16 protein-coding genes and 1 riboswitch are annotated in these 20475 nt (G+C 59.6%); of the genes, 9 read left to right on the forward strand and 7 right to left on the reverse strand.

Annotated features, from left to right (window positions below; translation table 11 throughout):
• Positions 1-443: 443 nt before the first annotated feature.
• The 5 genes from dsrA to ribB all read left to right on the forward strand — a co-directional run bounded on the left by dsrA (position 444) and on the right by ribB (position 5428).
• Positions 444-1757 carry a dissimilatory-type sulfite reductase subunit alpha gene (gene dsrA / locus ACZ495_RS12120; RefSeq protein WP_015939295.1) on the forward strand — a complete coding sequence of 438 codons (1314 nt, stop codon included), beginning with the start codon at positions 444-446 and terminating at the stop codon, positions 1755-1757.
• Positions 1758-1775: 18 nt separating this feature from the next.
• A complete protein-coding gene (gene dsrB / locus ACZ495_RS12125; protein WP_012624552.1) occupies positions 1776-2921 on the forward strand; it encodes a dissimilatory-type sulfite reductase subunit beta in 1146 nt (381 codons plus the stop codon).
• A gap of 56 nt (positions 2922-2977) precedes the next feature.
• Positions 2978-3214, forward strand: a complete 237-nt coding sequence (locus tag ACZ495_RS12130; RefSeq protein WP_015939294.1) for a dissimilatory sulfite reductase D family protein — start codon at positions 2978-2980, stop codon at positions 3212-3214.
• A 271-nt stretch (positions 3215-3485) separates the two neighbouring features.
• Positions 3486-4061, forward strand: coding sequence for an AmmeMemoRadiSam system protein A (amrA, locus tag ACZ495_RS12135; protein WP_015939293.1), 576 nt, complete (start codon positions 3486-3488; stop codon positions 4059-4061).
• A 392-nt stretch (positions 4062-4453) separates the two neighbouring features.
• A riboswitch (FMN riboswitch) is annotated at positions 4454-4602 on the forward strand.
• Between the two features lie 154 nt (positions 4603-4756).
• Positions 4757-5428, forward strand: coding sequence for a 3,4-dihydroxy-2-butanone-4-phosphate synthase (gene ribB, locus ACZ495_RS12140; protein WP_015939291.1), 672 nt, complete (start codon positions 4757-4759; stop codon positions 5426-5428).
• Between the two features lie 161 nt (positions 5429-5589).
• On the opposite strand, the gene recD2 is transcribed toward ribB, so the two are convergent.
• The 4 genes from recD2 to panC form a co-directional block, all read right to left on the reverse strand.
• Positions 5590-7839 carry an SF1B family DNA helicase RecD2 gene (gene recD2 / locus ACZ495_RS12145; protein ID WP_464262334.1) on the reverse strand — a complete coding sequence of 750 codons (2250 nt, stop codon included), beginning with the start codon at positions 7837-7839 and terminating at the stop codon, positions 5590-5592.
• Between the two features lie 15 nt (positions 7840-7854).
• The gene (gene aroC / locus ACZ495_RS12150) at positions 7855-8949 is read right to left on the reverse strand and encodes a chorismate synthase (RefSeq protein ID WP_015939289.1); all 1095 of its coding nucleotides are present in this window, start codon (positions 8947-8949) and stop codon (positions 7855-7857) included.
• Between the two features lie 396 nt (positions 8950-9345).
• Positions 9346-10518, reverse strand: coding sequence for a methionine adenosyltransferase (gene metK, locus ACZ495_RS12155; protein ID WP_015939288.1), 1173 nt, complete (start codon positions 10516-10518; stop codon positions 9346-9348).
• Between the two features lie 39 nt (positions 10519-10557).
• Positions 10558-11406, reverse strand: a complete 849-nt coding sequence (gene panC / locus ACZ495_RS12160) for a pantoate--beta-alanine ligase (RefSeq protein WP_464262335.1) — start codon at positions 11404-11406, stop codon at positions 10558-10560.
• A 203-nt stretch (positions 11407-11609) separates the two neighbouring features.
• On the opposite strand from panC, the gene ACZ495_RS12165 reads away from it, so the two are divergent.
• Entirely contained in the window at positions 11610-12179 is a 570-nt protein-coding gene (locus ACZ495_RS12165; RefSeq protein WP_015939286.1) for a hypothetical protein, read from the forward strand.
• 229 nt (positions 12180-12408) lie between these two features.
• On the opposite strand, the gene ACZ495_RS12170 is transcribed toward ACZ495_RS12165, so the two are convergent.
• Positions 12409-14658, reverse strand: coding sequence for an EAL domain-containing protein (locus tag ACZ495_RS12170; RefSeq protein ID WP_015939285.1), 2250 nt, complete (start codon positions 14656-14658; stop codon positions 12409-12411).
• A 137-nt stretch (positions 14659-14795) separates the two neighbouring features.
• Between ACZ495_RS12170 and rimO the strand changes: the two genes are divergently transcribed.
• Positions 14796-16124, forward strand: coding sequence for a 30S ribosomal protein S12 methylthiotransferase RimO (rimO, locus tag ACZ495_RS12175; RefSeq protein ID WP_296986522.1), 1329 nt, complete (start codon positions 14796-14798; stop codon positions 16122-16124).
• A 340-nt stretch (positions 16125-16464) separates the two neighbouring features.
• Here rimO and ACZ495_RS12180 read toward each other — a convergent pair whose 3' ends face one another.
• Entirely contained in the window at positions 16465-17352 is an 888-nt protein-coding gene (locus tag ACZ495_RS12180; protein ID WP_015939283.1) for a flagellin N-terminal helical domain-containing protein, read from the reverse strand.
• A gap of 411 nt (positions 17353-17763) precedes the next feature.
• On the opposite strand from ACZ495_RS12180, the gene ACZ495_RS12185 reads away from it, so the two are divergent.
• Positions 17764-18285 carry an Hsp20/alpha crystallin family protein gene (locus ACZ495_RS12185; RefSeq protein ID WP_394026923.1) on the forward strand — a complete coding sequence of 174 codons (522 nt, stop codon included), beginning with the start codon at positions 17764-17766 and terminating at the stop codon, positions 18283-18285.
• A gap of 450 nt (positions 18286-18735) precedes the next feature.
• The gene (locus ACZ495_RS12190) at positions 18736-19623 is read left to right on the forward strand and encodes a flagellin N-terminal helical domain-containing protein (RefSeq protein WP_394026925.1); all 888 of its coding nucleotides are present in this window, start codon (positions 18736-18738) and stop codon (positions 19621-19623) included.
• Positions 19624-19763: 140 nt separating this feature from the next.
• Here the strand turns inward: ACZ495_RS12190 and ACZ495_RS12195 are convergent, their stop codons facing one another.
• Positions 19764-20456, reverse strand: a complete 693-nt coding sequence (locus tag ACZ495_RS12195; protein ID WP_394026927.1) for a metal-dependent hydrolase — start codon at positions 20454-20456, stop codon at positions 19764-19766.
• Positions 20457-20475: the final 19 nt, after the last annotated feature.

The raw sequence follows: 20475 nt of genomic DNA on the forward strand, positions 1-20475 counted from the left end.
AAAAATGTACATATAGCGAAAAAAAGTTGCATAAATGGCAAAAAAACTGGTATTAACAAGCCATATAAAGACGGGGCACACCGGGGCGATATTTGCGCCTCAGGGCGCAAGGGCTTGCGCTCCGGGCTTTGCGCCCATAATTTGCGCATATAATCCCGCCCAGGTTGTCATTGGCGCAAAATTGCGCTATGTAGTGAGTTGACCGCGTTGCGGCCTAGAGGGGCCGAGGTTTTGACTCGCCCGTCTTACGCGATTCCTTGGGGCGTCCCGTATTTCACGGGGCGGGCGCGTTGCGGCGGGAGGCAATACCCGTCGGCAGGAAACTTTTTTTGTTTCCACCCGCGCCCGGTGCGGAGTGCGCTCAGGCGCCAGCCCCGGATCGCCGCACTTGACCGGTACATCACGCGCTGCGTGATACAAACAAACCATGTGGAGGTATGGCAATGGCGAAACATGCAACCCCCCTGTTGGACCAGCTGGAAAGCGGCCCCTGGCCGAGCTTTGTGTCCGACATCAAGCTGGAAGCGGCCTACCGGGCCGAGAATCCTAAGGGGCTTGATTATCAGATCCCCGTGGACTGCCCTGAAGACCTGCTGGGTGTGCTTGAGCTTTCCTACAATGACAAGGAAACCCACTGGAAGCACGGCGGCATCGTGGGCGTGTTCGGTTATGGTGGCGGCGTTATCGGCCGTTACTGCGACCAGCCCGAAATGTTCCCCGGCGTGGCCCACTTTCACACCATGCGTGTGGCCCAGCCCGCTGCCAAGTACTATCACAGCAAATTCCTGCGTGATCTGTGCGACATATGGGACCTGCGCGGCTCCGGCCTGACCAACATGCACGGCTCCACCGGTGACATCGTGCTGCTTGGCACCCAGACCGCCCAGCTCGAAGAAATCTTCCACGAGCTGACCCACAAGATGAACGTGGACCTTGGCGGCTCCGGCTCCAACCTGCGTACGCCTGAAGCCTGTCTCGGTCAGTCCCGCTGCGAATATGCCTGCTACAACACGCAGGACATGTGCTACCAGCTGACCATGGACTATCAGGACGAACTGCACCGCCCCGCGTTCCCCTACAAGTTCAAGTTCAAGTTCGACGGCTGCCCCAACGGCTGCGTGTGCGCCATGGCGCGCTCCGACTTTGCCGTGGTCGGCACCTGGAAGGACGACATCAAAATCGACCAGGAAGCCGTGAAGGCTTACGTGGCCGGTGAATTTGCCCCCAACGCCGGTGCTCACTCCGGTCGCGACTGGGGCAAGTTCGACCTGCAGAAAGAAGTGGTGGACCGCTGCCCCTCCCAGTGCATGAAGTGGGACGGCTCCAAGCTTTCCATCAAGACCGCTGATTGCGTGCGCTGCATGCACTGCATCAACACCATGCCCCGCGCCCTGCACATCGGCGACGAGCGCGGTGCGAGCATCCTCGTGGGCGCCAAGGCTCCCGTGGTTGACGGTGCCCAGATGGGTTCGCTGCTCGTGCCCTTCGTTTCCTGTGAAGCTCCCTACGATGACGTCAAAGAAGTCATCGAAAAGATCTGGGACTGGTGGATGGAAGAAGGCAAAAACCGCGAACGCGTGGGTGAAACCATGAAGCGTCTGTCCTTCCAGAAACTGCTGGAAGTCACCGACACTCCTGCTGCCGCCTACCACGTCAAGGAACCCCGTTCCAACCCGTACATCTTCTTCAAGGAAGAAGAAGTTACCGGTGGCTGGGACCGTGACCTCGCCGCTTACCGCAAACGCCATCAACGCTAGTCAAAGGGGGAGAAAAACATGGCATTTATTTCTTCCGGGTACAATCCCGCAAAACCGATGGAAGGCCGTATCACTGACATCGGCCCCCACAAGTATGATGAATACTTTCCGCCGATCATCAAAAACAACTTCGGCAAGTGGCTCTATCATGAGATTCTTGAGCCGGGCGTGCTGCTGCACGTGGCCGAAAGCGGCGACAAGTGCTACACCGTCCGCGTGGGCGGCACCCGCACCATGTCCATCACGCTGATCCGTGAACTGTGCGACATCGCCGACAAGTACTGCGGCGGCTACCTGCGCTGGACCACGCGTAACAACATTGAATTCATGGTGGACAGCGAAGACGGCATGAAGGCCCTGCGCGATGACCTGAACAGCCGCAAGTTTGACGGCGGCTCGTTCAAGTTCCCCGTGGGCGGCACCGGCGCCGGCATCAGCAACATGGTGCACACCCAGGGCTGGGTGCACTGTCATACGCCTGCCACCGACGCCTCCGGCCCGGTCAAGGCTGTGATGGACGTTGTGTTTGAGGACTTTAAGTCCATGCGTCTGCCCGCCCCCGTGCGCATAGCCCTGGCCTGCTGCATCAACATGTGCGGCGCGGTGCACTGTTCCGACATCGGCCTTGTGGGTATCCACCGCAAGCCGCCCATGATCGACCACGAGTGGACCGACCAGCTGTGCGAAATTCCCCTGGCCGTGGCCGCTTGCCCCACTGCCGCCGTGCGCCCCACCAAGGTGGAGCTTGACGGCAAGAAGGTGAACTCCATCGCCATCAAGAACGAACGCTGCATGTACTGCGGTAACTGCTACACCATGTGCCCTGCGCTGCCCATCTCGGACGGCGAAGGCGATGGCATTGCCATCATGGTGGGCGGCAAGGTTTCCAACCGCATCAGCATGCCCAAGTTCTCCAAGGTCGTTGTGGGCTACATCCCCAACGAACCGCCCCGCTGGCCTTCGCTGACCAAGACCGTGAAGCACATCGTTGAAGTGTACGCGGCCAATGCCAACAAGTACGAACGCCTGGGCGACTGGGCCGAGCGCATCGGCTGGGAAACTTTCTTCAAGATGACCGGCCTTGAGTTCACCCACCACCTTATCGACGACTTCCGTGACCCTGCCTACTACACCTGGCGGCAGAGCACGCAGTTCAAGTTCTAGGACTATCTTGTTTAACCCCGGCGGCGCATCAGCGCCGCCGGGACAGGAGAATCACCATGGCTGACGACAAAGATATTGTTGTTGATTTTCTGAACAGCAAAGCCGCCTCCAAGTCCAAGTTTTATTTCAAGGACTTTACGGACCTGTTCCCCGACAAAGGTCCCCGCGACGTGAAGAAGATCCTCACCAAACTGGTTAACGAAGAAGTGTTGGAGTTCTGGTCTTCCGGTTCCACCACCATGTATGGCCTGAAGGGTGCTGGCAAGCAGTCCCACGCTGAAGGCGAAGACTAGCGTTTGGCCTTTTTAGCCGCATGCAGCGTCACAACCGGCTCGCTATTGCGGAACCGGCCTGTTCGTTTCCGCAATAAAAAGTCTGTGTATCTTGTTTGCGGCTAAAAATTTCCAAGCGTTGGGTTTGACCCGTTCATGGCCTTCGCGGGGCGCGTCAGCCTTTGCGTGAAAGCCTTATAAAAGAAATGCCGCAACAACAGTTGCGGCATTTCTTGCTTTGTACAGTATTATTTTGCACTATATCGCAAAACTGATACGGCAAGGAGTGAACATGGGCATTTCGTTCAGCCTCACGGATGCGGAGAAAAACTTTTTAAGCCGCCAGGCCAGGATGTCCATTGAAGCCGGTCTGCTGGGCAAGGCTGTACCTTCCATCCCCGAGCCGCCGGATACACTGGACAGACCCCAGGCCCCACTGATGCGGCCTCTTGGCGCCTTTGTAACCATTACCCTCCACCGTGCCCTGCGGGGCTGCATCGGCAATATTGTCGGCCGGGAACCGTTGTACAAGAGCGTCTGGCATCTGGCCGCAGCGGCCGCTTTCAGTGATCCCCGTTTTTCTCCCCTGACGCTGGAAGAGTGGCGTAAGGCCGAACTGGATATTTCGGTGCTGGGCGTGTTGCAGTCCTGCCCGAACCCAGAAAAAATAACGGTGGGGCTTCACGGCCTTGTCCTGCAATGGCAAGGGCACAGTGGCGTTTTTCTGCCGCAGGTTCCTGTGGATCAGGGCTGGGACCGCTTGGAATATCTGGAAAACCTTTGCCTCAAGGCCGGGCTGCCCAAGGGGTGTTGGCGAGCGCCGGGCGTGGACCTGTTTTGTTTTGAGGCGTTTGTTTTTCCGGCCTGATATGGAGAAACACCGGCAGTGATGCGCCTGCAAGGGACGCTGGGGCCATCAATGAAGCGCCTGTTCCGCGGCACACCCTGAAGGTGTGCCGGGGCTGGCCCTGGAAAAATCAGTAGCTGCGGGCTTCGTCCGCTGGTTGCGTCTTGTCTTTTGTATCCTGAACCTGTGCAGTGCAGCCTGGCAGCCTGCTGCGAAGTTGCCCGCTGTGGCCTCTCCGGCCTGATCCATTGTTGTTTGAGCCGTCCGTATCTTTCTGGTCTGTCTGCACTTGTCTGCGTCATTGACCTGCATCTTGGGTGGCGTTTTACGGCTTTTTCGGCAAACGATCCGGCATCATATCTTTTTTCCGGCTCCGGCATCTTGCGCAGCCGGGAGTGAAAGCGTATGCTGCTCATGTTTCTCAGGGCGGGGTGCAAGTCCCCACCGGCGGTGATACGGCGGCCTTATGGCCGGCGGCAGCCCGCGAGCGCCCATGTTGGGGTCAGCAGATTCGGTGTGAATCCGAAGCCGACGGTAATAGTCCGGATGGAAGAGAACGGTTGCAGCCGCCAATGGCCTTGCGCATGTGCGCCGGGTTTTTGCTGCCGCGTGTGAACTTTTGCCTTCGGGCTGAAGTTTCCGGTGGCATCCCTTTGAGCGGCCCGTCCACGCCCTGATGCACCCTCTCCCGGCACCAGCCGGAAAAGGAGAACGGCATGCATCAGTCCTCACTTTCCCTTGATTTCTTTGGCAGCCCGCACGAGCGGGTACAGAAGGCTCTGGCGTCCCTGCGCGCCGGAGGCGGCGTTCTGGTGGTCGACGACGAAGACCGCGAAAATGAAGGTGACCTCATTTTTCCGGCCCAGACCATCACTGTACCGCAAATGGCCATGCTCATAAGGCATTGCAGCGGTATTGTCTGCCTGTGCCTTACAGACGAGTACACCCGCCGCCTTGATCTGCCAATGATGACAGAGCGTAATACCAATACCCAGCAGACGGCCTTCACCATTTCCATCGAGGCAGCCACAGGCGTGACCACAGGAGTTTCCGCCGCTGACCGCGTGGCTACCATCCAGGCAGCCGTGGCGGAAAACGCCAGCCCCGAGAATTTACGCCGTCCGGGTCACGTGTTTCCCCTGCGGGCAAAGCCCGGTGGGGTGCTGGAGCGGCGCGGGCATACAGAGGCCACGGTTGACCTCATGCGTCTGGCCGGGCATGCACCCTGCGGCGTACTGTGCGAACTGACCCTGGATGATGGAAGCATGGCCCGCCTGCCGCAGGTGGCGGCCTTTGCTGTGGCTCATGCCATTCCCCTGTGCAGTGTGGAAGACCTGGTGGCCTGGCGGCATGGCCTTGGGGAGGAAAACATCGCCATTTCTGCGTAGATCGCGGGCAGGCAGCTCCCGGAAATATGGTACCGGACGGAAAGCTGTATCTCTGCATACATGATAAACAGGCCGTCCGCATTATGCGGACGGCCTGAAATGTTTTCAGCCAGCCGGGTTTGGTTGTGGCAGCTTGTGGCTGCCCCGGAAGCGGCCTGGCGTTACTCGCCGGGAGCCAGCCGTTCGGCCAGCCGGGTGTAACGCTTGCGGGTCTTGTTGTTTTTGACCGCCATGTGGAGAGCGCGGGATTCGCCCACCAGAATGACAAGCTTTTTGCCGCGCGTGGCTCCGGTATAGATAAGGTTGCGTTGCAGCAGCACGTAGTGCTGCATCATGATGGGTATGACCACGGCGGGATATTCCGACCCCTGGGATTTGTGAATGGATATGGCGTAGGCCGGGGCCAGCTCGTCCAGCTCATCAAATTCATAGGGGACCACGCGTTCGTCAAAGGCGACGCTCAGGGTGCGGTCGGCAAGGTCAAGAAAGCTGATCCGCCCCATGTCGCCGTTGAACACGTCCTTATCGTAGTTGTTGCGTATCTGCATGACCTTGTCGTGCAGGCGAAAGGCGCGTTCGCCGCGCCGCACTTCAAGGCCGTTGGGGTTCAGGGCCTCCTGCAGGCGCGTATTCATATGTCCCGCGCCCACAGCTCCCTTGTGCATGGGGGTAAGCACCTGGATGTCGTCCACCGGGTCAAGCCCGAAGCGGCGCGGAATATGGTTGCGCACCAGGTCGACCATAAGGTCGGCGGCTTTTTCCGGATCATTCTGGTGGATGAAGTAAAAGTCCGAAAGGCGGTCTTTGCTGGATTCCAGCGAAGGAACCTCGCCGCGATTGATAAGGTGGGCGTTGCAGATAATTTCACTTTCTGCCGACTGGCGGAATATTTCGGTTAGCTCTACCACAGGAACCACACCGGAGGCTATTATGTCGGCCAGCACGTTGCCCGGACCCACCGAGGGCAGCTGATGCACATCGCCCACCAGTACAAGGGTCGCGCCCAGGGGAACGGCCTTGAGCAGGTGGTAAAAAAGCAGGGTGTCCATCATCGAGGCTTCGTCCACCACCAGCAGGCCGCAGGCCAGAGGACTGTCTTCGTTGCGGGCGAAGCCGTCCTCCTTGGGGCTGTATTCCAGCAGGCGGTGAATGGTGCGGGATTCACGCCCCGAGGTTTCGGCCATACGCTTGGCGGCGCGTCCTGTGGGCGCAGCCAGCAGGATGCGGGCGCGCACCTCGGCAAAAAGCCTGATAATGGCATTGATGATGGTGGTCTTGCCTGTGCCGGGGCCGCCCGTAAGCACCATAACCTTGCTGCGGGCCGAGGTACGCACGGCCTCAAGCTGTTCCGGCGCAAGGGATATGTTGAGTTCACCCACCACCTTGTCCACCAGGGCGTCGGGGTTTTCAAAACGAATGGATTTGGGCGAACGCATGAGCCGTTGCAGGTAGAACGCGGTTTTGGACTCGCAGTGAAAATAGCGGCGCAGGTACACGCCTGTTTCAGGCTGTGTGCCGTCAGGGCCGGGCATGTCCATATCTTCGCGCACGATGCGCTCGTCCGCCTCAAGAGCGGCCAGAGCGTCGGAAACAAGGTCCTCGTCAACGCCCAGTTGCGCGCATACGGCCTCCATAAGCGCGGTCTGCGGCAGGTACACGTTGCCGTCATCCGTGGCTTTTTGCAGCACGTAGAGTGTGCCTGCCTGTACGCGCAAGGGGTGGTCGTGCTCGAAGCCCAGCTTGCGGGCCGCGGCATCGGCGGTGACAAAGCCTATGCCGTGGATATCCATGGCAAGGCGATAGGGGTTTTCACGCACGATGCCCAGGGCGTCCGCCCCGTAGGCGCGGTAGATGCGTACAGCATAGGCCGGGGTGATGCCGTGAGGTTGCAGAAAAAGCAGCAGGTCGCGTATGCCGCGGTGTTCGCTCCACGATGCGCGGATGCGCTCCAGGCTTTTTTGCCCCACGCCGCGCACCTTGAGCAGGCGCTCCGGCTCTTCGTCCAGTACCCGTATGGTGTCTGTGCCGAACGCCTTGACGATGCGCGAGGCCATCTCTTCGCCCACGCCCTTGATAAGCCCTGAAGACAGATACAGGCGTATGCCCTCACTAGTGGCAGGCAGCATTTCTTCAGCGTGGCTGAACTCTATCTGGCGGCCAAAACGGGTATTATTGACCCAACGGCCGCCGAGTTTCATCTGTACGCCCGCCTGCGGATTGACCATGTGACCCACGCAGCTTACGGAGTCGCGCGGGCGCGTGAGGCCTCCGTCGCCTCCGCCGCTGTTGACGCTGGCAGGCATAAGACGCAGTACAGTATAGCCGTTTTCTTCATTATGAAAGATAACGCGCTCCACAGTGCCGGAAATTTCCACGGCATCCGGGTCTTGCAGCAGGGGCATGTCCTTCATGGCGATGCTATGTCCTTAAAGCCCGAGGCCCATGCGCTGCTGCAAAAGCAGAGCGTCTGCCAGGGCCAGGGCAGTCATTGCCTCAAGAACGGGCACGATGCGCGGAATGGCGGACAGGTCGTGACGCCCGCCAATGAGTATGTCCACGGGCTGGCCCTGCCTGTCCACGGTTTTTTGCGTAACGGCTATGGAGGCTATGGGTTTGACGGCGACGCGCAGCACAATATCCTGTCCGCTGGATATGCCGCCCAGGATGCCGCCTGCATGGTTGGAGGCAAAGCGCGCCCTGCCCGGCTCCGGCGCATCCGCCGGAAGCAGGGGGTCGTTGTTTTGCGAGCCGCGCAGGGCTGCTGCGGCAAAGCCCTCGCCCACCTCTACGCCCTTGACCGCACCCACGCTCATGACGGCATGGGCCAGCACGGCATCAAGCTTGTCAAAAACAGGTTCACCAAGACCGGCAGGCACGTTGTGTGCTTCAATACGGACAATGCCGCCCAGGGTTTCCCCGGCCTTGCGTGCTTCGGCCACCAGCGCGTCCCACTGGCTGACGACGGAGGGTGCTGCGGCGCAATACGGCCGCGCTGCGGCTCCGTCCATGTCCAGCCCCCAAAGGGGTGCGGCAATACCGCCCAGCTCAACGCAGCCGCCCAGAATGGTCACGCCGCGCCGCGCCAGAATCTTCTTGGCAATGACGCCTCCGGCAACACGCGCAGCGGTTTCGCGGCCCGAAGAGCGCCCGCCGCCCCGGTGGTCGCGCAGGCCGTTGTATTTCTGAAAATACGCCCAGTCTGCATGGCCGGGACGAAAGGCTTCGGCCAGGTTGCCGTAGTCGCGGGAACGCTGATCTTCATTGGCGATGAAAAAGGCGATGGGGGTTCCCGTGGTGCAGCCCTCGAAAACACCGGAAAGCAGACGCACGGTGTCAGCTTCTTTGCGCTTGGTGGCTGTGGGTCCCTGGCCGGGCTTGCGGCGGTCCAGTTCTGCCTGGATATGGGCCTCGGTCAGCTCCAGCCCGGCAGGGCAGCCGTCAATAATACCGCCGAGGCCGGGACCGTGGGACTCGCCGAAGGTGGTCAGGCGCAAGGCGCGCCCAAAGGTGTTTCCGGCCATGGTGTACCTCGCGCTGGACAGAAAATGGGATTCGGGCCGCCATGCGGGCGGCTGTAATCCGCTCAGTATAGGAAAGGGCGGCGCGGCTGGCAAGGCGGCATAAAAAGGATGCCGGCGGCAGCCATGCGCGTGCGGGCAGGGGCACCCCTTGCTTGCCGGGTGCGTTGCTCCGGTAGGCCGCTGACCGTACACAGGTCGCGCAGCCAGAAGGTTGTCAAATGGTTCCGAAAAAGATTTTTGTGGAAGATGACGATACGGGAGGGGGAACTTCTGGAAAAAGTCCCCCCTCCCGTATCAGTCAGAGCACGCTGGTTTTAAACGTCTGCATGCGCAAAGTTCACAGGGCGCTCACTGCAACTCTTGATAACGCAACCTGAAGCGTTGCTGCTTTTCCGTTTACACCTTGGCGGCGGTGCGCAGGTCGGCCACGGCATCGGTGGCTTCCCAGGTGAATTCGGGCAGCTCGCGGCCAAAGTGGCCGTAGCAGGCGCTCTTCTGGTAGATGGGCCGCTTGAGATCAAGGCGCTTGGTGATGAAGTAGGGGCGCAGGTCAAAAACTTCGCGCACGGCTTTGGTGAGGACTTCATCAGGAATTTCGCTGGTTCCCTGCGAGGAAACAAGCACGCTCACGGGCTGGGCCACACCGATGCAGTAGGCTATCTGCACTTCGCACACCGGGGCAAGGCCAGCGGCCACCACGTTTTTGGCGATGTAGCGGCCCATGTATGCGCCGGAACGGTCCACCTTGGAAGGGTCCTTGCCGGAGAACGCGCCGCCGCCGTGGTGGCCGCTGCCGCCGTAGGTGTCCTGGATGATCTTGCGGCCGGTAAGCCCGCAGTCGCCCATGGGGCCACCCACCACAAACCGTCCGGTGGTGTTGATGAAGATTTCGCAGTCTTTTTCGTCGAAATAGCCCGAAGGCTCAAGAATGGGGCGGATGACGTGTTTTTTCACGGCTTCGGCCACATCGTCCTGGCTTGCGCCGGCAGCATGCTGGGTGGAGACCACCACGTTGTTGATGCGCACGGGCTTGCCGTCCTGGTATTCAAAAGACACCTGGGTCTTGCCGTCCGGGCGGAAAAAGTCCACCAGGCCGTCCTTGCGCACCCTGGCAAGCTGCTGTGAAAGCTGGTGCGCCCAGTAAATGGGGGCAGGCATGAGGGTAGAGGTTTCATTGCAGGCAAAGCCGAACATCATGCCCTGGTCGCCCGCACCCTGATCTTCGGGCTTTGAGCGCACCACGCCCTGAGCAATGTCCGGGGACTGATGGCCGATGGTGGAAATGACGGCGCAGGTCTGCCAGTCAAAGCCCATTTCGGAGCTGTTGTAGCCGATGTTTTTGATGGTTTCGCGCACCACGGTGGGCAGGTCGGCATAGCCGGTGGTGCTGATTTCACCGGCGATAACAGCCATGCCCGTGGTGACCAGTGCTTCGCAGGCCACGTGAGCGTCCGGGTCCTGCGCCAGCAGGGTGTCCAGGACTGCGTCTGATATCTGGTCGGCCACCTTGTCGGGGTGGCCTTCGGTAACGGATTCAGAGGTGAAAAAATATTTGCCCTTGGTCTGCATGCTGTTCTCCTTGAAGGGACGCGCGGCAGGCGCGGTGGTTTACGAACGTAAAAGAATGTTGTCGATAAGGCGTGCCTTGCCCATACGCACGGCACAGGCCATAAGGGCCGGGCCTGCTACCTCGTCAAGCGGCTCCAGTGATTCCGGATGCACTATGGTGAGGTAGTCCAGACGGCCAAGGGGCAGAAGTTCTGCCCAGCGGCGCAATACGGCCTCGCGCAGCAGTGTTGCGCTGCCTGCCCCTTCTTGCGCCAGCTTCTGGGCGTGGAGCAGGGCCTGGCGGATTTGCGGCGCCTGTGCGCGTTCTTCCGGCGAAAGGTAGACGTTGCGCGAAGACAGGGCCAGACCGTCGGCTTCGCGTACGGTGGGCCGGGTTTCAATGCGCACGGGCAGGTTCAGATCGCGGACCATACGTTTGATGATGGCCTGCTGCTGCCAGTCTTTCTGGCCGAAAACAGCCACGTCTGCCGTGCTCAGCATAAAGAGCTTGAGCACCACCGTGCAGACTCCGCGAAAGTGCGTGGGGCGGCTTTGCCCGCACAGGCCCCTGGCAAGGTCCGGCACTTCAACCCAGGTGGCATGGTCGGCTTCGTACATGCTCCCCGGTTCAGGCATGAAAATGGCGTCAGCGCCGTGGCTTGCGGCAATGGCCGTATCGCGCTCGGCGTTGCGCGGGTAAGCGGCCAGATCTTCACCGGGGCCGAACTGGGCAGGGTTGACGAAAAGGCTTACCATCAGGCGTTTGGCCAAGGTGCGGCCATGGGCCATGAGGTCTTCATGGCCGGCGTGGTAGTAGCCCATAGTGGGCACAAGGGCGATATCGTCCCCGGCCGCATGCCAGGCGCGGCATTGGGCCGCAAGTTGCTGAGGCGTAGTAAATATCTGCATATCAAGGTATTGTGATATGGTTTATGAATGATTTCTTATACACGTACAGGGCATGGTTGTAAAGGAAAACTCGGCCTTGCGGAAAGCGCGCCGCAGCGCGGGAAGGCGGACAGCGCGCAGGCGGCGCGGGCCAAGGGCCGCGAGGCGCATTCTGCCTTGACCGGCGGGGCGGCAGTGGGCATAAGAACTACGGGAGGATATTCATGCTGAAACCCTTTTATCAGGGCAAACTCGACACCTTCTGCGCCATTTACGCCGTGCTTAATGCCCTGCGGCTTACCCACAGTATCCGGGTGCTCAAGGCGCGCGAAATCCTTAATGACACACTTATGGCCCTCGCGGCCTCGCCCGCGGCGTTCCGGGCCGCACTGGAGCAGGAAACAGATTACTGCGACCTGGTGGACGGCATGCTCAGGACCCAGAGCCGCATCTTTCCACTGGACGTGCGCCAGCCTTTCGGCACAGATCAGGACCCATCGGTGGACCAGGTGTGGGACTGTTTTGACCAGTGGCTTAACGGCGGCGGCAACCGTGCGCTTGTTTTCCGGTTTTTGCGGCATCTTACACCTGACGGACCACCCATGAACCGCCACTGGACAACTGCCGACAGCCTGAAAAACAACGTACTGCGCCTTTTTGACTGCAGCCATGAGGCCGAGGCTGTCCTGAACGTGCGCAAAGACAGCTTTGTGACCAGTGCGCGGGATATCTGCCGGGAAAAACTTCTTTACATACAGCCCAATACCATACGGCTCATGCGGCTGCCCCTGTAAAGGGCATTCCATCGGGGCTGCGCCTCCGGGCCGGGCCTGCCCGGGCCGGTCTGTGCGCAGGGCATAAGGGCAGACGCCCGCCGCAGAGGCCGCAAGGCTCTTGAGCCGCCGACAAAAGGCTTGTGGCTGGAAAACAGCGCCGCAAACCTGTGTAGTCAAACGCTGCGCGGGCATGGCAATGTTTTTGAGAGCGGAGGATTGGAGACTGCGCGTCTCAACGGCGGGTGGGCTAGAAATCGTAAAAAGGCTTTTCGTCGCTGAGGGGCAGGCCCAGATTGCGGGCGTCGTTGGCCAGCTGGGGGTCCACCCAGAAGGCTTTTTCCTGAATAAAGGAAAGCACCTCAAAGGCGTCCTGGTCCAGCGGCTGGGAATAGTAGAAGCCCTGGGCGCAGTTGCAGCCGCAACTGAGCAGAAAGCGGGCCTGATCAAGGGTTTCAACGCCTTCAGCCACGATCTGCATGTGCAGGTCTTTGGCAAGGGCAATAGTGTTGCGGGCCACAATCTGGCCGCGTTCGTTGTCCGTGCCGTCACTGATGAAGGCGCGGTCCAGCTTGACGATGTTGAACGGCAGGGCGCGCAGGGTGCTCAGCGAAGAATAGCCCGTACCAAAGTCATCCATTGAAAAAATAAAACCTTCGGCCTGCAGTTCACACATGATGTGAATGAGGGCCTTTTCATTTTTGAAAAAGGCACTTTCGGTGAGTTCCAGCTCGAGCAGGTGGCGCGGCAGGCGGTATTTGTCTACAAGCTGAACCAGTTTTTTTGTCAGAGCGCCATCATTAAAGTGCAGGCGCGACATATTTACCGAGACGGGCATGGGTTTGTAGCCCTTGTCCAGCCACATGCGCAGGTTCTGGCAGGTGAGGTCCCAGATGTATTCATCGAGACGCACGATAAAACCGTTGCGCTCGAAAAGCGGCACAAAGCGGCCTGGCAGGATCAGTCCGTCGTGCGGGTGCTGCCAGCGTACAAGAGCCTCGGCCCCCACGATGCGGCCGCTCGACAGCTCCACCTTGGGCTGCAGGTAGAGCTTGAACTGTTTTTGCTCCAGTGCGCGGTACATCTGATCGGTAATGTAGCTTTCGTCATGCAGGCGCTGGCGCAGCGCGTTGTCATAAAAGGCATAGTTGGCAAGGTCGCTGCCCTTGATGGTTTTTTGCGCCAGATAGGCCCAGTCGCAGAGCACGTGGGCAGGAGTCCGGCGATTTTCCACCTGGCAGACGCCGAAGAAAAGCTTGACCCTGAATGTGTCGGAGTAATGCTCGAGCCTGCGGGAAAGGGAGTGGATGAAGTTTTTTATCCGGTTGATATCGCCAGTGATGCACACGGCAAACACATCGGCCGTAAGGCGGGCGTAAGCCTCGCACTGGGTGTTGATGCGCTGGCGGATGAGGCGGGCGATGGCCCGCAGCAGGCGGTTGCCTTCTTCCAGGCTGAAGGCTTCGTTGATGGCCTTGAAGCCCGCCACGTCAAAGCGCAGGACGGCGTACGGCTCTGTGGGATACTCGCGCAGCAGCGCTTCTACCTTTTCAAAAAATGTCTGGGTATTGTACGCCCCTGTGAGGGGATCGTGCTCGGCTCGCAGGCGCAGGGCCTGCTCTGTGCGGGTGGCGGCATCCACGTCGTTGATGGTGCCGATGTAGCGTTCACCCGGGCTGTCGTCCGCCAGGCAGGTATAGGTGACCTTGCACCAGATGAACTGCCCGTCGCGGCGGCGCAGGCGCAGGGTCATTTCGCCGGAGCGTATGCCCAGGGCCAGACGTGAAAGGCAGGTGTCAAAGGCGGCGCTGTCGCCGCTGTACAGCACATTGTCCTCACGCCAGACATCAAAGGGAATGCGGCCATCGTAATTTCCGGCCAGCAGTTCGCCTATGCGGGGACTGATGTAGGTAAGATCATTATTGCGCCACTCGAATACCAGCGTGCGTGTATGGTCCACCACGGCCTTGTAGCGCAGGTTATCGAGCTTCTGCTGCTGGAGAAGCTCATTTTCACGCACAATGGTGGCCGCGCGCTTGAGGTCGTCCACATCCTGCACGCAGACAAGGTATACGAAATGCCCGCCGGGCTGACGGACGGGAAATGCGGTAATGCGCGTCCAGCGGTAGCTCAGGTCGTGGCATTTTCTGCGCACGTCAAGCGTTGAGAACGGCAGGCCGTTTTTTTCAAGATCCTGCCTGGACAAAGGGTCCCAGAAGCGCAGCAGCGCATTGTGGTCGTCAGGGTGGACGAGCCTGGTCAGAGCCTCGGTAAAAAGCTCCGACAGGGTGAATTCGCCCGAAGGTCCCAGAAGCGTGTCATCGCCCCTGTACAGTTCGCGCGCTTCGTCCTTTTCAAAGTCCAGAAGATATATTTCGGCGTAGACGCTGCGCAGCACGCCTGAATAGCACTGCTCTTCCATTCTGCCGCTTGCGAGGCATGTCATGGGGGCTACAGCGAAATTTTTTTTGATGTCGGTTGGGGCGGGTTTGTTTTTCATAAGCAACGCTTGTTTGGTTGCGCACGGATACGGCGCTGACGCCGGACTGTCAAGTCTTGAGCCTAGCACCGGACCCGGCGTTTTGCAAATGAGCTGCACTGGTGACAAGCCGCGGGCACATCTGTAGGATGCCCCTCATGACAAGTGCAAACAAACAGAAAAAAATCAAGGTCTGGTCGCTGAGCCTGGGATGTCCCAAAAACAGGGTCGACAGCGAGCGCCTGCTCGGTTCGCTGGGTGCGCCTGTGAGCCATGTGGAGCACATGGGCCGCGCTGATCTTGTATTCATCAATACCTGTGGATTTATTGATCCCGCCGTGCGCGAATCCGTGCGCGCCGTTCTGGATGCGGGGCAGCGTCTGGGCCGTTGCAGCAAAAAGCCTCTGCTGGCTGTGGGCGGCTGCATGGTGGGCCGTTACGGTGCGGAAAACCTGGCTGAAGATCTGCCCGAAGTGGATCTGTGGCTACCCACGGCTGATCTGGACCGCTGGCCCGGCATGGTGGCCGAGGCCCTGGCCCTGCCCACGCCGCCTGTGCGTATGCCCGGCGGCGGCAGGCTGCTTTCCACGGGGCCTTCCTACGCATGGCTCAAGATAGGCGAAGGCTGCCGGCACAAATGTGCCTTTTGCACCATTCCCTCCATCAGGGGGGGGCTGCATTCGCTGCCTGCCGAATATATTGTGGACGAGGCCCGCGCCCTGCTGGGGCAGGGAGTTCGCGAACTGGCCCTTGTGGCTCAGGATCTGACGGCCTGGGGTGCGGATCTGGGCATGAAAAACGGTCTTCCTTCCCTGCTGGAAAAACTTGCCGCGCTGGACGGTCTGGCCTGGCTGCGCCTGCTCTATCTGTACCCCAGCGGAGTGACCCCGGAACTTCTTGCCCTCATACGCGATACCGGGGCACCGCTTTTGCCCTATCTGGATATTCCCCTGCAGCATGCCCACCCCGATGTACTCTCGCGCATGGGCAGGCCTTTTGCGGGTAACCCCCGGCGCGTGCTGGATGCCGTGCGGCAAATTTTGCCGCACGCGGCCCTGCGCACCACATTTATTGTGGGTTACCCCGGCGAGACGGATGAACAGTTTGAAAGCCTGTGCCGCTTTGTGGAAGAAAGCGCTTTTCAGCATGTGGGGGTATTTGCCTATCAGGCTGAAGACGGCACAGAAGCGGCGACCTTGCCGGATCAGGTGCCGGATGCGGTCAAGCAGTGGCGGCGCGATACTCTTATGGACATACAGGCAGATATCAGCGAACGCCTGCTGGCGGCCCATGTGGGCAGTCGCATGCAGGTGCTGGTGGATGCGCCGCATCCCGAGTGGCCGGGCCTGCACAGCGGGCGCGTGTGGCTTCAGGCCCCGGAGGTGGACGGCATCACCTATGTAAGCGGGCCGGGCGTCGCGCCCGGAGCGCTGGTGGAATGCGACATTGTGGAAAATACCGAATATGATCTGACTGCACTGGCCTAAGGGCTGTCTGCCATTGAAAATGTCTGGTTGCCCGGTGCGGTTTTTTCGGAAAATCCACACCACGGAGCTGTGCGAAGCGTGACCGGCTTGCCGGGCATCCCTTTGGGCCGCGAAACGGGGTAGGCGAACAGGCAGCAACTCCCTGCCTGCAAGGCACGAACGCGTTTCGCCGCCAAGCAGATATTTCAAGGTAAAAATGCTCCAGGACTGCCTTTGCAGAAAAAATCTGGAGTGGCTGCGGCCTGGGCATGTCCCGAAATAAATATCCCCGGAGGGTTTCCTCCGGGGATATTTGGTGTGCGTGCTGTGGCACGCCCTCAACCAGTTGCCTGGTGGCGATTTAGCGGCCGATAAGCTGCATAGCCATCTGGGGCATGCTGTTGGCCTGCGAAAGCATGGCCACAGCGGACTGGGTGAGGATCTGGTTGCGTACGAACGCCGTCATTTCCGTGGCCACGTCCACGTCGGAAATGCGGGATTCGGCAGCCTGCAGGTTCTGCGTCTGGGTGGTCAGGTTGGAAATGGTGTTTTCCAGCCTGTTCTGCAACGCGCCAAGGTGAGCGCGGATCTTGTCCTTGGAGACCACGGCGTCGTTCAGGCCCACAAGGGCCTTCTGCGCGGCTTCCTGCGTGGAAACCGTGTAGGCGGCAGATGTCTTGTCGGCCTGATTGCCCACACCCAGGGCAGAGGCGGTGCTCGTGCCGATCTGGATGTAGTAATAGTCTTCAGCCGAGTCGTTCATGCTGCCGAAGTGAATCTTCATCTTGCCGGTGGCGGTCAGATCGCTGCCGTTGTGCGTATCGCTCGACAGGTTGCCGTTCAGCAGATGAATGCCGTTGAAGTCCGTGGCATTGGCGATTCGGGTAATTTCCGAAGCCATGGCCTGGTACTCCGATTCGATCATCAGGCGCTGTGTGGAGTCATAGGTGCCGGTGGCTGCCTGTTCGGCCAGTTCCTTCATGCGTATGAGCTTTTCGTCAATAACGGCCAGAGCGCCGTCGGCGGTCTGGATGAGGGAAATGGCGTCGTTGGCGTTGCGGACACCCTGCTGCAGAGCGGCGATGTCGGTACGCATCAGTTCGCGGATGGCGAGGCCGGCGGCGTCGTCGGCCGCGGAGTTGATGCGCAGGCCCGTGGACAAGCGCTGCACCGAGGACGACAGATTGCCGTAGTGCGATGTCAGCGTGTTGGCCACCTGGGTGGCCATCTGGTTGTGATTGATATACATGACATTCCTCCCTGAATGTTCTGCATGCCCGGCGATGCTTGCGCGCGCCCGCTTCCTTGCGGGCTGTCGCCGCACAGTGTTCGTACTGACGAACGGATGACGGTTGTTGATTTCTTCGTAACGGCCCTGCGCCGCTGCGAAGCCCCAAAACTACGGGTTTTTTGCTCCCACAGCCTCGTGGCAGCTATGGGCAAAAAATGCCCGGAAACCTGTGCCCGAGGATACAGCAGGAATCATGCCATTATCTGTAAGGACAGCGGCGTCAAATTGCTGTCGCGTGGGCTTTTGAGCCTGCAGCAAAATGTGTGCTCCGGAAATGCCCTTTCACAAAAACTTTTGCACAGGGTATTGACGATAATATATGCCATACTTAACTAATAGATATAACGTTTTCCACAGGAGGTTTTGCATATGCGTAACGCTCTCAGACTTGTCCCCAATCGTTGGTTTGTGCCGCGCGAAGCCCTGCGCCGCCGCGAAGGTGCGGGCCAATCAGTGGATGACATTGACAGATTTTTTCAGGGGCTGTTTCAGGGAATGCTGACGCCATGGGGGATCATGCGCGGAGAATGGGCCTCGAATCCTAAAGAAGGCGACGCGCTCACGCCCTGCATGGACCTGACCAGCAGTGAAAAAGGCTATGCCCTGAGCATGGAATTACCGGGAGTGGCTCCAGAAAATGTCGACGTTTCGGTGCAGGATCGCGAGCTTGTCGTCAGTGGCGAAAAACAGCGCGAGACAACCGGGGAAAATGAAAACAGCCATGTGACGGAACGCGTTTTCGGTTCTTTCAAAAGAACGCTGATTCTGCCGGAAGATGCCGATGTGAACAGCATAACCGCCAACCATAAGGATGGCGTGCTGACGGTCTGCATTCCGCGTAAACCGGAAGCATTGCCGGAAACGAAAAAGATAGAGATCACCAAGGGCTGATTACCCATGAGGCAATAAATTGCGGGGCCTTGTGCCCCGGGAGCAAAGCCGCGTTGTGGGCGGTGTCCATCCTCCTCCAGCGGGTCAAGCGCTCCGGCCCGCAAAAGGTCCCCGCCGTTATGGCGGGGACCTTGTTTTATCTGCCGCAACACTGATTGACCTGCCAGGAGCCGGTTGCCTTTGAGAATATATATCCTCAAATTTTTTTCACATGCTTTTTCAGCAGTAATACGGCAACTGCATTGCGCTTCGCCCCTTTGGCGGGCGCCTGCCCACGCCGTTGCCTGGGGAGTTCGGCAGTTGCCGTGCTTCAAGGGAGCAGGCGGCACAATTTTTTTCTCTCCCTAATGTATGGTCGGGAACAGCCGATAGGACAAGCAAAGGCGGTATACGCAAGGACGCGTTGGCATTTCGCGCCGCCTATGACGTACAGCATTCATGGAGGAATGTATGTATATCAATCATAACCAGATGGCCACCCAGGTGGCCAACACGCTGACATCGCACTATGGCAACCTGTCAAATTCGGTGCAGCGTTTGTCCACGGGCCTGCGCATCAACTCCGCGGCCGACGACGCCGCCGGCCTCGCCATCCGCGAACTGATGCGTACCGACATCGCCGCCCTGCAGCAGGGTGTCCGCAACGCCAACGACGCCATTTCCCTCATCCAGACCGCCGACGGCGCTCTGGCCGTTATTGACGAAAAGCTCATACGCATGAAGGAACTGGCCGAACAGGCAGCCACCGGCACCTATGACTCCACACAGCGCCTGATGATCGAATCGGAGTACCAGGCCATGGCTTCGGAAATTACCCGAATCGCCAATGCCACGGACTTCAACGGCATCTACCTGCTGAACGGCAACCTGTCGAGCGACACGCACAACGGCAGCGATCTTACAGCCACCGGCAAGCTGAAGGTGCACTTCGGCAGCATGAACGACTCGGCTGAAGACTACTACTACATCAAGATCGGCAACAGCACCGCCTCTGCCCTGGGTGTGGGCAATCAGGCCGAAAAGACATCTGCCGCCTACACGGTTTCCACGCAGGAAGCCGCGCAGAAGGCCCTTGTGGGCCTCAACGACGCCGTGATCTCCAAGGACAAGATCCGCGCTCACCTTGGCGCGTTGCAGAACAGGCTGGAAAACACCATTTCCAACCTGACCACCCAGTCGCAGAACCTGCAGGCTGCCGAATCCCGCATTTCCGACGTGGACGTGGCCACGGAAATGACGGCGTTCGTACGCAACCAGATCCTCACCCAGTCCGCTGTGGCCATGCTTTCGCAGGCCAACAGCATGCCCCAGATGGCGCTTTCGCTTATTTCGAGGTAGGGCTGAAAACAGGTGGTGGAGGGCGTTTGCCCGGAACAGCCCTGCGGCAGGGGAGTGCTGCGCGGCTATAAAAAGCAGAACAGGCCGGTTCGTCAGATGACGGGCCGGCCTTGTACTTTTTATGATGGTTGTGGCTGCTGTCAGCGGCACGAAGAAAAGGCGCGTGTCTGCCCCGGAGCCATAACCGCACAGGAGCAGGGCAGATCCAGTTTTGCCAGTTCCTTTTCAAAGTCCCGGGTGTCCTGCGCCAGAACGGGAAAGGTTCCCCAGTGCATGGGGATCACGTTTTTGCAGTTGAGCAGCTTGCAGGCCAGGGCCGCCTGCGGCGCGTCCATTGTGAAAACGCCGCCAATGGGCAACAGGGCCACATCGATGGAGTAGAGCTGCCCCCACAGGGCCATGTCGCCAAAAACGCATGTGTCGCCGGAATGGTAGACGGTGAGGCCGTCGGGCATACGCACGATGTAGCCCGCCGGACAGCCCGAATCAGTGGTGTGGAATGCCGGCGTCATGGTAATGCTGGCGCCCTTGCAGGCGAGGGTGCCGCCCATGTTGAAGCCGATGCCGTTGAGTATCTGACTGTCGGGCAGGCCGGCCGCAGCCTTTTGCGCCGTGCCTACGATGGCCCCGAGCATGGCCCCGGTTTTTTGGCATATGGTTACGGCTTCGCCCACATGGTCGCCGTGGTCGTGGGTCAGAAGCACTAGGTCGGCGCGGCCCACATCATCCACGCCGAGTCCGTATTGCGGAGCCAGAAAGGGGTCAATAACCACATGCACGTCATGGTTGCTGATCTTGAAGGCCGAGTGTCCAAACCAGGTTATATCGCTCATGCGCACCTCCTTTGCTGTT

It is taken from the genome of Desulfovibrio sp. GTC20076 (genome assembly GCF_055385905.1).

Excerpts from the sequence above, each read along its gene's own strand:
- panC (WP_464262335.1), bottom strand. The coding sequence starts at position 11,406 with ATGCAGATATTTACTACGCCTCAGCAACTTGCGGCCCAATGCCGCGCC.
- ACZ495_RS12130 (WP_015939294.1), top strand. The coding sequence starts at position 2,978 with ATGGCTGACGACAAAGATATTGTTGTTGATTTTCTGAACAGCAAAGCC.
- aroC (WP_015939289.1), bottom strand. The coding sequence starts at position 8,949 with ATGGCCGGAAACACCTTTGGGCGCGCCTTGCGCCTGACCACCTTCGGC.
- ribB (WP_015939291.1), top strand. The coding sequence starts at position 4,757 with ATGCATCAGTCCTCACTTTCCCTTGATTTCTTTGGCAGCCCGCACGAG.
- dsrB (WP_012624552.1), top strand. The coding sequence starts at position 1,776 with ATGGCATTTATTTCTTCCGGGTACAATCCCGCAAAACCGATGGAAGGC.
- rimO (WP_296986522.1), top strand. The coding sequence starts at position 14,796 with ATGACAAGTGCAAACAAACAGAAAAAAATCAAGGTCTGGTCGCTGAGC.
- ACZ495_RS12170 (WP_015939285.1), bottom strand. The coding sequence starts at position 14,658 with ATGAAAAACAAACCCGCCCCAACCGACATCAAAAAAAATTTCGCTGTA.
- recD2 (WP_464262334.1), bottom strand. The coding sequence starts at position 7,839 with ATGAAGGACATGCCCCTGCTGCAAGACCCGGATGCCGTGGAAATTTCC.
- ACZ495_RS12190 (WP_394026925.1), top strand. The coding sequence starts at position 18,736 with ATGTATATCAATCATAACCAGATGGCCACCCAGGTGGCCAACACGCTG.
- ACZ495_RS12195 (WP_394026927.1), bottom strand. The coding sequence starts at position 20,456 with ATGAGCGATATAACCTGGTTTGGACACTCGGCCTTCAAGATCAGCAAC.
- ACZ495_RS12185 (WP_394026923.1), top strand. The coding sequence starts at position 17,764 with ATGCGTAACGCTCTCAGACTTGTCCCCAATCGTTGGTTTGTGCCGCGC.
- dsrA (WP_015939295.1), top strand. The coding sequence starts at position 444 with ATGGCGAAACATGCAACCCCCCTGTTGGACCAGCTGGAAAGCGGCCCC.
- amrA (WP_015939293.1), top strand. The coding sequence starts at position 3,486 with ATGGGCATTTCGTTCAGCCTCACGGATGCGGAGAAAAACTTTTTAAGC.
- ACZ495_RS12165 (WP_015939286.1), top strand. The coding sequence starts at position 11,610 with ATGCTGAAACCCTTTTATCAGGGCAAACTCGACACCTTCTGCGCCATT.
- metK (WP_015939288.1), bottom strand. The coding sequence starts at position 10,518 with ATGCAGACCAAGGGCAAATATTTTTTCACCTCTGAATCCGTTACCGAA.
- ACZ495_RS12180 (WP_015939283.1), bottom strand. The coding sequence starts at position 17,352 with ATGTATATCAATCACAACCAGATGGCCACCCAGGTGGCCAACACGCTG.